Origin of the sequence: Microbacterium sp. E-13 (assembly GCF_049912955.1) — a bacterium.
Lineage (GTDB): Bacteria > Actinomycetota > Actinomycetes > Actinomycetales > Microbacteriaceae > Microbacterium.
The window spans coordinates 1439114-1453524 of record NZ_CP183973.1; the positions used below are offsets into that span (position 1 = coordinate 1439114).

The 14411-nt window shown below is 71.0% G+C and carries 14 protein-coding genes; 10 read left to right on the forward strand and 4 right to left on the reverse strand.

The window, feature by feature from the left end; genetic code table 11:
- Positions 1-6: 6 nt before the first annotated feature.
- The 5 genes from ACN9MP_RS06485 to dapF all read left to right on the forward strand — a co-directional run bounded on the left by ACN9MP_RS06485 (position 7) and on the right by dapF (position 4534).
- The gene (locus ACN9MP_RS06485) at positions 7-501 is read left to right on the forward strand and encodes a regulatory protein RecX (protein WP_426324721.1); all 495 of its coding nucleotides are present in this window, start codon (positions 7-9) and stop codon (positions 499-501) included.
- Positions 502-578: 77 nt separating this feature from the next.
- Positions 579-2135, forward strand: a complete 1557-nt coding sequence (miaB, locus tag ACN9MP_RS06490) for a tRNA (N6-isopentenyl adenosine(37)-C2)-methylthiotransferase MiaB (protein ID WP_426324723.1) — start codon at positions 579-581, stop codon at positions 2133-2135.
- 49 nt (positions 2136-2184) lie between these two features.
- Positions 2185-3165, forward strand: coding sequence for a tRNA (adenosine(37)-N6)-dimethylallyltransferase MiaA (gene miaA / locus ACN9MP_RS06495; RefSeq protein ID WP_426324768.1), 981 nt, complete (start codon positions 2185-2187; stop codon positions 3163-3165).
- Positions 3162-3584: a GNAT family acetyltransferase gene (locus tag ACN9MP_RS06500; protein ID WP_426324782.1), complete on the forward strand. Its 423-nt coding sequence runs from the start codon at positions 3162-3164 to the stop codon at positions 3582-3584. Before miaA ends, ACN9MP_RS06500 begins: the two co-directional genes overlap by 4 nt.
- Positions 3585-3634: 50 nt before the next feature.
- Positions 3635-4534 carry a diaminopimelate epimerase gene (gene dapF, locus ACN9MP_RS06505; protein WP_426324784.1) on the forward strand — a complete coding sequence of 300 codons (900 nt, stop codon included), beginning with the start codon at positions 3635-3637 and terminating at the stop codon, positions 4532-4534.
- A 48-nt stretch (positions 4535-4582) separates the two neighbouring features.
- Here dapF and ACN9MP_RS06510 read toward each other — a convergent pair whose 3' ends face one another.
- Positions 4583-5230: a class I SAM-dependent methyltransferase gene (locus tag ACN9MP_RS06510; protein WP_426324786.1), complete on the reverse strand. Its 648-nt coding sequence runs from the start codon at positions 5228-5230 to the stop codon at positions 4583-4585.
- Between the two features lie 114 nt (positions 5231-5344).
- Between ACN9MP_RS06510 and hflX the strand changes: the two genes are divergently transcribed.
- Complete coding sequence (gene hflX / locus ACN9MP_RS06515) at positions 5345-6862, forward strand: GTPase HflX (RefSeq protein ID WP_426324788.1); 1518 nt, start codon at positions 5345-5347, stop codon at positions 6860-6862.
- A gap of 31 nt (positions 6863-6893) precedes the next feature.
- On the opposite strand, the gene ACN9MP_RS06520 is transcribed toward hflX, so the two are convergent.
- From ACN9MP_RS06520 to lexA, 3 genes are all read right to left on the reverse strand, one after another.
- Positions 6894-8825 carry an alpha/beta hydrolase family protein gene (locus tag ACN9MP_RS06520; protein ID WP_426324790.1) on the reverse strand — a complete coding sequence of 644 codons (1932 nt, stop codon included), beginning with the start codon at positions 8823-8825 and terminating at the stop codon, positions 6894-6896.
- A 138-nt stretch (positions 8826-8963) separates the two neighbouring features.
- The gene (locus tag ACN9MP_RS06525; RefSeq protein WP_426324792.1) at positions 8964-10481 is read right to left on the reverse strand and encodes a hypothetical protein; all 1518 of its coding nucleotides are present in this window, start codon (positions 10479-10481) and stop codon (positions 8964-8966) included.
- A 113-nt stretch (positions 10482-10594) separates the two neighbouring features.
- Positions 10595-11275, reverse strand: coding sequence for a transcriptional repressor LexA (gene lexA / locus ACN9MP_RS06530; RefSeq protein WP_426324794.1), 681 nt, complete (start codon positions 11273-11275; stop codon positions 10595-10597).
- Between the two features lie 263 nt (positions 11276-11538).
- On the opposite strand from lexA, the gene ACN9MP_RS06535 reads away from it, so the two are divergent.
- The 4 genes from ACN9MP_RS06535 to hisH are packed head-to-tail and all read left to right on the forward strand — an operon-like array spanning position 11539 to position 14374.
- Positions 11539-11949: a LysM peptidoglycan-binding domain-containing protein gene (locus ACN9MP_RS06535; RefSeq protein WP_426324796.1), complete on the forward strand. Its 411-nt coding sequence runs from the start codon at positions 11539-11541 to the stop codon at positions 11947-11949.
- A 57-nt stretch (positions 11950-12006) separates the two neighbouring features.
- Positions 12007-13101 carry a histidinol-phosphate transaminase gene (locus ACN9MP_RS06540; RefSeq protein WP_426324798.1) on the forward strand — a complete coding sequence of 365 codons (1095 nt, stop codon included), beginning with the start codon at positions 12007-12009 and terminating at the stop codon, positions 13099-13101.
- The gene (gene hisB, locus ACN9MP_RS06545) at positions 13098-13706 is read left to right on the forward strand and encodes an imidazoleglycerol-phosphate dehydratase HisB (protein ID WP_426324800.1); all 609 of its coding nucleotides are present in this window, start codon (positions 13098-13100) and stop codon (positions 13704-13706) included. Before ACN9MP_RS06540 ends, hisB begins: the two co-directional genes overlap by 4 nt.
- A complete protein-coding gene (gene hisH / locus ACN9MP_RS06550) occupies positions 13703-14374 on the forward strand; it encodes an imidazole glycerol phosphate synthase subunit HisH (RefSeq protein WP_426324802.1) in 672 nt (223 codons plus the stop codon). The genes hisB and hisH overlap by 4 nt, the downstream gene beginning before the upstream one ends.
- Positions 14375-14411 lie beyond the last annotated feature (37 nt).

The window sequence follows — 14411 nt, forward strand, 5'->3', positions numbered from 1 at the left end:
GAGTCGGTGGCCGACGCGGGGGAGGCCGCCGAGCAGGGGCTGCTCAAGAAGCTGCGCGCGCGGCAGCTCTCGGTATCAGAGGCCAAGTCCTACCTCGGCACGCACGAACTCGACCCGGAGTCCGTCGATGCGATCCTCGGAGCGTTCCTTGCGCGCGGCTATCTCGACGACGCGCGGCTCGCCGAGCAGGTGGTGCATTCCGGAGCCGGCCGCAAGGGCCAGGGGCGTAAGGTCATCGCACAAAGCCTCGCCAAGCGCGGCGTGCCGCGGGACGTCGCCGACGCAGCACTGGCCGAGCTCCCCGACGACGACGCCGAACGTGCGCTCGAGTTCGCTCGCACGAAAGCCGGCTCGATGCGCTCGCTCGAACGCGATGTCGCACTCCGCCGCCTGGCCGGGCAGCTGGCCCGGCGAGGCTACGGCGGCTCCGTCGCCCTGAACGCCGCCCGGACGGCGCTGGATGAGGCCTCCCGTCCGTCGGGTGGCGTGCGGTTCCGGTAGCCGTCGGGGCGCGGACGCGGGGTGCAGCATCCCTCCCCGGCACTGCGGCGGCGGACGGCTCGTAGAATGGCCGAATCATGTCTTCCCCTTCCGCTTCCCCGACTCTCATCGCGCCGTCCCCGGCTGCGCACGATGTGGACGGGCGTGCGCGCACGTACGAGGTGCGCACGTTCGGCTGTCAGATGAACGTGCACGACTCCGAGCGTCTCTCCGGTTCGCTCGAGAGTGCCGGCTACGTCCGTGCCGAGGCGGGCGAAGAAGCCGACGTCGTCGTGATCAACACGTGCGCCGTCCGTGACAACGCCGCCGGCAAGCTGTACGGCACGCTGGGCCACCTGAAGTCCCGCAAAGACAGGCACGACGGCATGCAGATCGCCGTCGGCGGGTGCCTCGCCCAGATGGACAAGGACGCGGTGCAGCAGAAGGCGCCGTGGGTGGACGTCGTCTTCGGCACCCACAACATGGGATCGCTTCCGAGCCTGCTGGAGCGCGCGCGGCACAACGGGGAGGCCGAGCTCGAGATCCTCGAGTCGCTCGAGATCTTCCCCTCGACGCTGCCCACGAAGCGCGACAGCGTCTACAGCGGCTGGGTGTCCATCTCCGTCGGCTGCAACAACACCTGCACGTTCTGCATCGTGCCCAGTCTGCGTGGCAAGGAGAAGGACCGCCGGCCCGGCGACATCCTCAACGAGATCCGGCTGCTGGTCGACGACGGGGCCATGGAGGTCACCCTCCTCGGCCAGAACGTCAATTCCTACGGCGTGGAGTTCGGTGACCGCCAGGCATTCGGCAAGCTGCTGCGCGCCGCGGGTGAGATCGAGGGTCTCGAGCGCATCCGGTTCACCAGCCCGCACCCCGCGGCCTTCACCGACGACGTCATCGACGCGATGGCCGAGACGCCGGCGGTCATGCCGCAGCTGCACATGCCGCTGCAGTCGGGCAGCGACCGCATCCTCAAGGCGATGCGCCGGTCGTACCGCAGCGAGCGGTTCCTCGGCATCCTCGATCGCGTGCGGGCCAAGATGCCGGACGCCGCGATCTCGACCGACATCATCGTCGGGTTCCCGGGCGAGACCGACGAGGACTTCGAAGACACCATGCGCGTCGTCGAGCAGGCGCGGTTCGCGAGCGCGTTCACGTTCCAGTACTCGATCCGCGAAGGCACACCCGCCGCGACGATGGCCGATCAGGTCCCCAAGGCGGTCGTGCAGGAGCGCTACGAGCGCCTGGTCGCCCTGCAGGAGCGCATCTCGCTGGAAGAGAACCAGAAGCAGCTCGGCCGTGAGCTGCAGGTTCTCGTCTCGACCGGAGAGGGCAAGAAGGACGCGGAGACCCACCGCCTCACGGGGCGCGCAGAAGACAATCGCCTCGTCCACTTCGAGGTGCCCGCGGGTTCCGCGATCCCGCGGCCCGGCGATGTCGTGTCCGTCGTCGTGAGTCACGCCGCGCCCTTCCACTTGCTCGCGGACTCGATCGACGGTGCCCCGCTGCGCATCCGCCGCACCCGCTCCGGCGACGCGTGGGATCGCTCGCAGGCGGAGTCGTGCGGCATCCCGGCACCCGTCGGCAGCGCCTCGACCGGCGCTCCGCGCGCCGTGTCGCTCGGGCTGCCGACGCTGCGCGTCGGCGTGTGAGGCGTCCCACGATGCGGCGGCGCAATGTGTTTGCGCGGCCGATACCGGCATGCGCGGCCGAAAGCTGAGTGCGCGAGTGCAGGTTTCGATAGCGGGAGCTCCCCAGAGCGACGTCGCCTCGCCGCGTCTGTGGGCGGTCGTCGGCGCCACCGGCACAGGGAAGACCGCGCTGTCGCTCGACCTCGTCGAGGCGCTCGCGGCACGCGGTCGTCCGGCAGAGATCGTCAATGCCGACGCCATGCAGCTCTACCGCGGCATGGACATCGGCACGGCGAAACTGCCGGAGACCGCGAGGCGCGGCATCCGTCATCACCTGTTCGACGTCCTGGACGTCACCGACGAGGCCGCAGTGGCCTGGTACCAGAAGGCCGCCCGCGCCGCGATCGCGGGTATCCACGGCCGCGGTGCGGACGCCGTGCTGGTCGGCGGTTCGGGCCTCTACGTCTCGAGCGTGCTGTTCGACTTCCGGTTCCCGCCGCGCGACCCGGAGCTGCGGGAGCGTCTCGAGTCGGAGCTCGACGCGCACGGTCCCGGCGCGCTGTACGCGCGGCTGCGCGAGCGCGACGCCGCGACCGCCGAGAAGATCGATCCCCGCAACGGGCGCCGCATCGTGCGAGCGCTCGAGATCCTGGAACTGGGCGAGCGCACCCACGGGGCGGCGCTTCCCGCCGAGCCCGCGCTCTGGCACGACGACACCCGTATCATCGGCGTCTCGATGCCCCGCGCCGAGCTCGTCGCCCGGTTGGATGCCCGGGTCGAGGGGATGTGGCGCGACGGGCTCATCGACGAGGTGCGGGTGCTGCGCGAACGGGGGCTGGAGCGGGGGGTGACCGCCCGCCGGGCCATCGGCTATGCGCAGGCGCTCGCCCAGCTCGCCGGCGACCTGACGGAATCGGAGGCGATCGCCGAGACCCAGGCGCTCACGCGCCGCTACGCACGGCGCCAGGTCTCGTGGTTCAAGCGGTACGACCGGCTGCGCTGGATCGACCCGACGACGGATGCCTCGACCCTGGCAGACTCTTCGGCATGAGCATCGCGATCCGCGCCTTCGATCTCGCCGACACCGAGGCCGTGGTCTCGCTCTGGCAGCTGACCGGTCTCACCCGGCCGTGGAACAACCCGTATCAGGACATCCGCCGCAAGCTCTCGGTGCAGCCCGAGCTGTTCCTCGTCGCCGTCGATGAGCGGACGATCATCGGCTCCGTCATGGCCGGCTACGACGGGCACCGCGGCTGGCTGTACTACCTCGCCAGCGCGCCGGATCGCCGGGGGGAGGGAATCGGCCGCCGCCTGGTGGCAGAGGCAGAGGAGCGCCTGATCGAGATGGGATGCCCCAAGGTGCAGCTCATGGTGCGCCCCGAGAACGGCGTCGCCCGCGGCTTCTACGAGTCACTCGGCTACGAGGCCTTCGACACGTGGAACACCGGCAAGCGGCTGATCGCCGACTGAGCCGTCGGCCGCGCGGCCGACGGCCGACCCACCGCCCGTAGACTGGTGCGATGCCGCAGACGATCGCGTTCACCAAGGGCCACGGCACCGGCAATGACTTCGTGATCGTCCCCGATCCCGACGGCGCGCTCGACCTCACCGACGACCAGGTCGCGGTGCTCTGCGACCGCCGGTTCGGCATCGGCGGCGACGGCATCCTGCGGGTGGTGCGCGCCGACGCGATCGAAGAGGGCAGAGAACTCGCCGCCTCCACGTCGTCGGGCGCCTTCGAGTGGTTCATGGACTATCGCAACGCCGACGGTTCGAAGGCCGAGATGTGCGGCAACGGGGTCCGCGTGTTCGTGCGCTACCTCGTCGATGTCGGCTGGGCCGACGTCGACGGGGCGCCGCTCGCCATCGGCACCCGGGCGGGCGTCAAGACCGTCACCCGCAGCAACGGCATCCTCGGCGAGAAGGGCTTCGAGGTCGACCTCGGGGCGTTCACCGTCGACGAGTCCGAAGTGCTCGTACGCACCCGCGGAGGTGGCGCACCCCGCCCCGGCGTCGGCATCGACGTGGGGAACCCGCACGTCGTGGTGGCGCTTCCCGACGAGACCGAGCTCGAGGGGCTCGACCTCGCGGCGCAGCCGCTCCTGCAGCCCGAGCCGCCGCTCGGGGCCAACGTCGAGTTCGTGGTGCCGAGCGATCCGCTCGTGCGCGAGGGGGTGGGCTCCATCCGCATGCGCGTGTTCGAGCGCGGCGTGGGCGAGACGCTCAGCTGTGGGACAGGGGTCGCCGCGGCGGCCCTCGCGGTGCGGCACTGGGCCGGTCCCGCCGCACCCGACCACTGGGTCGTGGAGGTTCCCGGCGGCACCCTCGGCGTGCGCATGCCGCAGGTGGGCGACGAACGGCACGTGCTCCTCTCGGGGCCGGCGACCCTCGTCTACACCGGCGAGGTCACGCTCGCCTGACGCGCGCTCGCTGGTCGCGGGCTCGCGGGGCTCACCCCGCCGGCCGGCTCAGAGCGCGGGCAGGTCGATCGGCTCGCTGGGCGGAGAGCCGTGCCGGCGCACCTTCAGCACGCGGAATCCGCGGGCCGTGGCCGCGCGGTGGACGCTGAAACGCCGGTCGAGTGTCGCGGCCAGCCAGCGCTGGAGAGAGTCCGACCCGAGGTTCCGCTGCACCACGAGCCAAGCGTCCGCCCGCTCGTCCAGGCGCGGGATCCACCGCTCCAGCAGGCCGTGAAGCTCGTTCTTGCCCACCCGGATGGGCGGGTTCGAGCGGATCGTGCGAAAGACGACGTCGTCGGGAACATCGTCGGGCAGCACGGCGTTGATGTTGGTGAGGCCGAGATCGGCTGCGTTGCGACGCACGAGGTCGAGGGCGCGCTCATTCACGTCGACGGCCCACACCGTCGCGCGTGGCGACTGGAGCGCGAGGCTCAAGGCGATCGGCCCCCAGCCAGAGCCCAGGTCGAGGAAGTTTCCGCCCGCAGGTGGCGGGGGAGTGTTCGACAGCAGCACCGCCGTTCCCGAGTCCACGTGATCCGGACTGAACACCCCTCCGGCGGTCGTGACCTCGAGATCGCGTCCGGCGAGTCTCACGCGGATGCGGCGCAGATTCTCGGGGCTGGCGGGCGTCGCACTGAAGTAGTGGTCGCTCCCCATGGGGCACGAGCCTAGCGGAGGTGCTCGTCGGAGGGGGAAGCTAGAATTCACGGATGCCGTGAACCGGCCGATGAACGGCGGAAAACGGCATCCATCAACCAAGCGAAGGAACTTATGACGGATACGACGACCCCCCGGAGCACCGACGAGACGCCGGTGGACCCGGTGGATCGCGTGCTGGCGCGCGCCGAGGCGCGTTCCGGGGTGCACGTCTTCGGGGCCGCCCAGGCGCTCCAGGACGAGGCCACGATCGGCCAGGCCGACACCGACGGCGAGCAGTGGGATCGCGAGGAGCGCGCGGCTCTGCGTCGCGTTCCCGGCCTCTCGACCGAGCTCGAGGATGTCACCGAGGTCGAGTACCGGCAGCTCCGGCTCGAGAATGTCGTTCTCGTCGGCGTGCACGCACAGGGTGAGACCGAAGACGCCGAGAACTCGCTGCGCGAGCTCTCGGCCCTGGCGGAGACGGCCGGCGCCGTCGTGCTCGACGGCGTGCTGCAGCGTCGCCCGCACCCGGATCCGGCGACCTACGTCGGCCGCGGAAAGGCCGAGGAGCTGCGCGACATCGTGGCGGCGGTCGGCGCCGACACCGTGATCGCCGACACCGAGCTCGCCCCGAGCCAGCGCCGCGCACTCGAGGACGTCGTGAAGGTCAAGGTCATCGATCGCACGACCGTGATCCTCGACATCTTCAGCCAGCACGCCAAGAGCCGTGAAGGCAAGGCGCAGGTCGAGCTGGCGCAGCTCGAGTACCTCCTCCCGCGTCTGCGCGGCTGGGGTGACTCGATGAGCCGCCAGGCCGGTGGCCAGGTCGGCGCCGGCGGTGCGGGCATGGGTTCGCGTGGTCCCGGTGAGACGAAGATCGAACTCGACCGTCGCCGCATCCGCACGCGCATGGCGCAGCTGCGCCGCCAGATCCGCGACTTCGCCCCCGCGCGCGACGCCAAGCGCGCCGAACGCAAGCGCAACACGATCCCCTCGGTCGCCATCGCCGGGTACACGAACGCCGGCAAGTCGTCGCTCCTCAACCGGCTCACGAGCGCCGGCGTGCTCGTCGAGAACGCGCTGTTCGCGACGCTCGACGCCACCGTGCGACGCACCGAGACGGCGGACGGACGCGTCTACACGCTGACCGACACAGTGGGGTTCGTCCGCAACCTGCCGCATCAGCTCGTCGAGGCGTTCCGCTCGACGCTCGAGGAGGTCGGCGAGGCCGACGTCATCCTGCACGTCGTCGACGGCTCGCACCCCGACCCGGCCGCCCAGTTGGCGACGGTGCGAGACGTGATCGGAGATGTCGGCGCCCGCGACATCCCCGAGCTCGTGGTCTTCAACAAGGCCGACCTCATCGACGAAGATGCGCGCCTCGTGCTGCGCGGACTCGAGCCCAAAGCGGTGTTCGCCTCGTCGCGCACGGGCGAGGGCGTCGCGGACCTGCGTGCCGCCATCGAAGACGCGCTGCCGCTCCCGGCCGTCGAGGTGCGTGCGCTCGTACCTTACGACCGCGGCGATCTGGTGTCGGCGATCCACGAGCAGGGCATGATCCTGTCGCAGGACCACGAAGAGGGCGGCACGATCGTGCATGCCCGCGTCGGCGAGCATCTCGCCGCCCGGCTGGCGCCCTTCGCGGTCTGAGGCCCCGCGAACGGATGCCGCCCCCGCCCCGTCAGTCGAGGTCGAGGGGCGGCACTCCCGGGGTATCGAAGCCGAAGACCTGACCCAGGAAGGCCAGCTCGGCCTCCAGCGTTCGCACCTGGGTCTCCGCGCTGCGGAAGCCGTGTCCCTCGCCTTCGAATGCGAGGTATGCGTGCGGCACGCCGTTGCGGGCGAGAGCATCGCGCACGGCTTCGGACTGCGAGGGCGGCACGACGCGGTCGTCGAGCCCCTGCTCGATGAGCAGGGGTGTTCGCAGCCGGTCGAGGTGCGACAGCGGCGACCGCTCGGCGTAAAGGGCCTCTGCCGCGGGGAGGGGCCCCACCATGCCGTCGAGGTAACTCGCCTCGAAGTCGTGCGTGTCGGCGGCGAGCTTGCGGAGGTCCGCCACGCCGTAGCGGCTGATTCCCGCTCCGAACGCGTCCGAGTTCGTGAGGGCGCACAGCACCGTCCAGCCCCCTGCCGAGCCGCCCGCGATCGCGAGGCGGTCGCGATCCGCGGCGCCCGAATCCGCCAGGCCCCGAGCCGCGGCGACGACGTCGTCGACGTCGACCACTCCCCACTCGCCGAGCAGGCGCTCGCGATACGCCCGGCCGTAGCCGCTCGACCCGCCGTAGTTGACGTCGAGCACGCCGATGCCGCGGCTCGTGAAGTACGCGATCTTGCCGGATGCCGCGCCGCCGACATGATCGGTCGGGCCGCCGTGGACGAACACCACGTACGGCGGGCGCTCGTCCTCCGGCCCGATCGCGCCGGGATTGGTGGGCGGGTAGTCGAAGGCGTGCACGGGCCCGTGCGGACCGGGCACGGTCACGGCACGGGATCGCGGCATCCATTGCTCGCCCCATGGCGCTGCTCCGCCGACGATCAGCCGCGCCGCACCGGGCTCGTCGACATCGATCTCCCAGAGGCCGGCACCACCTGAGCCCGCGCCGGAGACCAGCACGCGGGTACCGCGGGCGCCTTCGATGGACAGACGCGTCACGGCATCGATGGACAGGGGGCGATCTTCGCCGCCGTCGAGCACGACGAGCTGGTCGGAGCCGTTCGTCCGCACCGCGACGATGCGCCCGTCGTCGAGCAGCGTGAACCATCGGGTGCCGAGCACCCAGAGCGGGCCGCCGGTGTCGGCATCGACGTCGGCGATCGGCTCGTGGCGCAGGTCGGCGGTGAGCCGGAGTCGCCAGAGGTTCCAGCGGCCCGACGGATCGTCGGCGTAGACGAGGTCGTCATCGTCTGCCCATTGGGGCTGCAGTGGCGACGACGTGCCCCCGGCGACGGACGTCCATTCGGCGACGACGCCGTCGTCGAGCCGCCCCACTCGCAGCTCCGCACGGTCCCAGGCCATATCCGGGTGGTCCCAGGCGATCCACGCCAGATGGGTCCCGTCGGGCGACAGTGCGGGGTGCGCCACGAAGTCACTGCTCCCGACGAGCGAGGCGGGGGGCGCAGCCTCCGTGCTTCCCGCGCGCTCGAGCGCGACCTCGACGATGTCGCGTACCGGCGTTCGGCCGCGCCTATGGTCTTCGCGTACGGCGAGGAGCCGGCCGTGCTGCAGCGAGAGCCCGCCGTAGCGGACGTCGCCCGCTTCCGGCGTCAGCGGGCGCGGGAGAGCGCCGGGCGCCTTTCGCCAGATGCGCTGGTCGGCCTTCTCGACGAAGTAGAGCACGCCGTCGTCGTCGGCCGTCCAGGATCCACCACCGTACTCGTGTACGCGGGATCGAGCGCTCCACGGCGCCGGGAGCACGTCGACGACCGCACCCGAGGGGGTTCTGCGCCGCACCGCCGACCGGCCGTCCTCGTGGGGCACCGACTCGCCCCACCACACCTCGCCGTCGGTGCCGACGAACGACGCGCCCTCCAGACGCGGAGACGCCGCCGACACCTCCCTCGCGGAGATCGGGGAGGGCCAGCTGCCGTAGGGGAGCACACCGGGTGTCGTCACGAGACAACGCTACGACGAAGCCGGGGTGCTCGCGGATGAAACAGAAGGTCGCAGGAGGCCGGGAGGTCATCCAGGGGTCGACGAGCCGGCCCTCCGCGAACTGCTGCCGCTGAAGCTCGCCGCCCTGGGCGTCGTCGCCTAGGGGCGCTTCTTCGTACCGGATGCCGCCGCCCCCGTGGTCGCGTCATCCGGCGTCTGCGATTCCGGCGCCTCCGGAATCACTTCCGTGGCGTTCTCATCGACGACCACGGTGTCGGCGTCGATGACGAGAGTGTCGGCGAAGTCCGCGTCGTCTGCATCCGCGGCACTCGCGGCCGCGACCGCGGCGGCCTCCTCCGGGCGCCGCTGGAGCAGTTCGAACACCCACCACACGACGAGCCACACGATCAGGACCAGGAACACCTCGCCGACCGAGAGCGGGCGCAGGAGCATCAGCCACAGGACGGCCAGGACGCCGAGCACGATCCGTACGAGCACACGCTGTGCGTAGAGCCACGAGCCGAAGCGTCCGGTGTCGACACCGCGCCGGAGGAGCGCACTGCGCACCCCCGTGTTCACCGATGCGACGCCACGGCGAGCCGCCTGCGCGCCCCGCCACCGCCCCGACATCCACGCGATGACCGCGATCACGATGCCGAGGAGCGTCAGCACCACCGCGGTGTCACGCATGGCGCCGGTGATCTGCTCGTATATCGATGCCAGCGCGCCGGCCGGCACGCCGAGGCCGGGGGCGCTGAGTGCGAGCACCGACCCGCCGACCCCCAGCGCGATCGCGAGGACGCCGGCGCCGACCGCGATGCCGACCCCTGTCCCGAGCACGGCGGTCGATCGCCTCCGGGCGATGAGGATGCCGGCGATAAAGAACACGAGCGCCAGGATGGGCGTCCACCAGCCCGCCGTCACGGCGAGGTTGTAGACCGTGCCGACGACCGTCAGGGCGTTGCTCTGGGCGACGACGATCGTCTTGTCGATGACCGGGATCTGCTCGGCGAAGCCGATGCCGCGGTCGACGAGCCGCTTCTTCACCTCCTCGATGATCGGGCCGAGCTGGATGCCGATCTCGCCCTCGGCACCGATCACGACCGCACCGCTCGACGTCCCGCCGGCCGCGACGGCCTCCAGCGAGCGATGGCTCGCGCGCAACGCCGCCTCCCACACGTCCGAGAACGCGGGCGACTGGACGAGCCGCGTGACGGTCGTGTCGACGAGGTTCTGCACCCCCTGGACCGTCGGTGCCCGCAGCAGATCGAGCGCCTGGAGCGCGCGCGGCGGCAGATCCAGCCCCTGGATGCCGTCGAACAGGTCGTTCACGAGCGTGCCGAGGTCGAGTGAATCCTCGATCGCCGTCGAGACCTGGTCTGCGACGAGCGCCTGCACCTGCGGGTCGTCGGCCAGGGGAGCGAAGGTCTCGACGAACCGCGTCTCGTCGACGAGCTCCACCCGTGCCCAGGCCGCGACGATGGAGACCGGCACGAGGATCGTCGCGATGACGATGCACAGCGCCGAGAGGAACGCGCGCCAGCGGTTGCCGCGGGCTCGCTCGGCGGGAGGCTCCGGCGGTGGCGAGCCGGCCCGAAGACGGGCGTTCTCGGCTTCGAGGGCATCCAGTCGCGCGCGGAGGGCAGCGGCGTCGTCGGCGAGGGTCACGTCGGTCATTCCCCCCTTATAGCGCCTGGTCCCGACCCGCGCCACCCATCACGCCGGAGGCGCGCCGGACGGCGCCGTGGGCCTGGGCCCGATCGGCGCCCGGCGCGCCACGTGGCGGCGGATCAGACCGCGCGCAGCACCGCCACGACCTTGCCCAGCACCGTCGCCTCGTCACCCAGGATCGGTTCGAACGCGGAGTTGCGGGGAAGCAGCCACGTGTGGCCGTCGCGTTGCCGGAACGTCTTGACGGTGGCTTCGCCGTCGAGCATGGCCGCGACGATGTCGCCGTTGTCGGCGGTAGCCTGCGAGCGCACGACGACCCAGTCGCCGTCGCAGATGGCGGCGTCGATCATCGACTCGCCCGAGACCTTCAGCATGAAGAGGTCGCCTTTGCCCACGAGCTGACGGGGGAGGGGGAAGATCTCCTCGACCTGCTGCTCGGCGGTGATGGGAACGCCGGCGGCGATCCGGCCCACCAGGGGCACCAGCGCCGCGTCGCCCACCGACGGCGCCATGTCGGCGGGGCTCTCGGTGGCTGTTCCGGGCAGGTCGATGAGCACCTCCATGGCGCGCGTCTTGCCGGCGTCGCGCCGGAGGTAGCCGCTCAGCTCCAGCTGATTGAGCTGGTGGGTGACGCTGGAGAGCGACTTCAGGCCGACCGCGTCGCCGATCTCGCGCATGCTGGGCGGGTAGCCGTGGCGGGCGATCGAGCGCTGGATGACCTCGAGGATCGCCAGCTGCTTGTCGCTCAGGCTCTTGCGCCGGCGGGTCTGGGGCTTCTCGCGCCCGGCCGTGTCGCTCATCTTCCGGCTCCGTCCTGCGCTCGGCCCTCGAGCGCTGTTTCTTCGAATGTCGGAGGCCCGTGGTGGGGTTCTCTTATCGAAACCGTATCCGGATCACACGGCCGAGAGGAACAACCTCGCCGCGTGTCGCGTTCGAGACAGAGCGATCCGAATCCGGTGTTGACATCGTACAAACTCGAAGATAGCTTCGGAAGAGAGGTTCGCATTCCTCACCCCCGGCCGGGCGGGGGATGCGAATCTCTCCCCATCAGGAGGAGACCAGCATGACCGCGATCGGCTACACGACGTCCGTTCCCTCGCCGGCACGCGCCGCGGGCGCGGCGGCCCAGCTGGCAGCACGCGCCGGTGCGTCGACGCGGCTGCGTCTCACCCTTCGCGGTCGCCGCGTCCTGGCGGCGCTTGCGGCTCTTCCCGCCGTCATCGCGCTCAGCGCGGCCGTCCTGGGCGGCGGGGCGGCGCTCGCCTCCCGCGACGCCGGCGCCCCTGCGGGCTCCTTCACCACGGTGACGGTGGCGGCCGGCGACTCGCTGTGGACGATCGCGGAGGAGATCGCGCCCGGTCACGATCCGCGCGACGTCGTGGATGAGATCGTCCGCCTCAACGCACTCGACACCGTGGTGGTCCAGACGGGGCAGAGCCTCTCGATCCCGGCGTCCTTCGACGGCGGGCGCTGACCGCTCCGGCAGGTCCCCGGCGTCACGCGGGGCGGCGGTGCTCCGCGCGCGCCTACCATGGGAGAGGTGAGTGCACGTCTCGAAGACCTCCCCATACGCGCCGATCTCCGCGGCCAGAAGCCCTACGGGGCTCCCCAGGCGCCTCTCCCGGTCGCCCTGAACGTCAACGAGAACACTCATCCGGTTCCCCCCGAAGTGGCCGACGACATCCTCGACTCGATCGCCCTGGCGCTGCGCGACGTGAACCGGTACCCCGACCGCGAGTTCACCTCCCTCCGGGAAGGCTTCGCCGACTACCTGGGCCACGGCCTCACGCGTGACGAGATCTGGGCCGCGAACGGTTCGAACGAGGTGCTCCAGCACATCCTCCAGGCCTTCGCCGGTCCCGGCCGCACGGCCTTCGGGTTCGGTCCGACCTACTCGATGTACCCCCTGCTCACCCGGGGGACGGGCGCGACCTGGATCGCCGGAGACCGATCGGACGACTACTCGATCGATGCGGACGACGCGGCGTCCCAGGTCTCCGCCGTCTCTCCCGACGTCGTCTTCCTCTGTTCGCCCAACAACCCGACCGGCACCCCGCTCGGCCTCGACGTCGTGCAGGCCGTGTACGAGGCCACCGACGGCATCGTGATCGTCGACGAGGCGTACTTCGAGTTCGCGCCCCGTGACGAGCGGTCAGCGCTCACCCTGCTGCCCGGTCGTGAGCGACTGGTCGTGTCACGCACCATGAGCAAGGCGTTCGCCTTCGCGGGCGCGCGCGTGGGATACCTCGCGGCCGATCCGGGCCTCATCGACGCGCTCCGGCTGGTGCGGCTGCCCTATCACCTGAGCGCTCTGACCCAGGCGGCGGCGACAGCCGCGCTGCGGCACGCACCGACGATGCTCGGCATGGTCGACGAGATCGTCGCGCAGCGCGACCGCATCACCGCCACCGTCGAGGCGCTCGGGTACACCCCGCACGACTCGTGGACGAACTTCGTCCTCTTCGGCGGCGTGGCAGACCCCGCAGCCACCTGGCACGCGCTGTACGACCAAGGGGTGCTGATCCGCGACGTCGGGATTCCGGCGCACCTGCGCGTCACCGCGGGCACCGAGGAGGAGACCACCGCGTTCCTCGACGCACTGGCCTCGGTAGGATCGGCGGCATGAGCGCTGCATCACGGACCGCCTCGCTGCGACGGGCGACGAGCGAGTCGACCGTCGAGCTGGAGCTCGATCTCGACGGCACGGGCCGCAGCCGGATCGACACGACCGTGCCGTTCTTCGACCACCTGCTGACCGCCTTCGCCAAGCACTCGCTCACCGACCTCACGGTTCGCGCCTCGGGCGACACCGACATCGACGCCCATCACACGGTGGAAGACATCTCGATCGTGCTCGGGCAGGCGATCCGAGAGGCGCTGGGCGACAAGGCCGGCATCTCGCGGTACGGAGACGCCCTCGTGCCGTTGGACGAGGCGCTCGCGCAGGCCGTGGTCGACATCAGCGGCCGGCCGTACCTGGTGCACACCGGCGAGCCCGCCGGCTACGAGCACCACCTCATCGGCGGCCACTTCACCGGCTCGCTCGTGCGCCACACCTTCGAGGCGATCTCCTACAACGGTGCCCTCACCGTGCACGTGCGCGTGCTCTCCGGGCGCGACCCCCACCACATCGCGGAGGCCGAGTACAAGGCCTTCGCGCGGGCGTTCCGACAGGCGAAGGCGCTCGATCCGCTCGTCGAGGGCGTTCCCAGCACGAAGGGGGCCCTGTGACCGGAAGCGCTCTCGCAGACCGCGAGAAGCCGCTCGTCGCGGTGCTGGACTACGGGTCCGGGAACGTCCACTCGGCCGTGAAGGCGCTGGTCGCCGCGGGTGCCGACGCGCGGCTCACGTCCGACCGCGGCCTCGTCATGGATGCCGACGGACTCCTCGTGCCCGGCGTCGGTGCTTTCCGCGCCGTGGCCGAGGCGCTGCGGGCGAGTCGCGGGGACGAGCTCATCGAACGGCGGCTCGCCGGCGGACGCCCGGTGCTGGGCGTGTGCGTCGGCATGCAGATCTTCTTCGAGCGCGGGGTCGAACGCGGCGTCGACACCGAGGGCCTCGGCGAATGGCCGGGAGTGGTGACCGAGCTCGACGCCCCGGTGCTGCCTCATATGGGGTGGAACACCGTCGAGGCGGGCCAGGGCACGAAGCTCTTCCGCGGCATCGAGCACGAGCGGTTCTACTTCGTCCACTCGTTCGGTGCGCAGAAGTGGCTGCTCGACGTGCAGCCGCCCTTCCCCGAGCCGGTCCTGACGTGGTGCGAGTACGGAACGCCGTTCCTCGCGGCCGTTGAGAACGGGCCGTTGTCGGCCACCCAGTTCCACCCGGAGAAGTCGGGGGATGCCGGCATCCGTCTGCTGACGAATTGGATCGACGGCCTCGGCGGCGCTACCCTCTGAGACCGTGCCGTCTGCGGGAACGCCTGCTCTCGACATC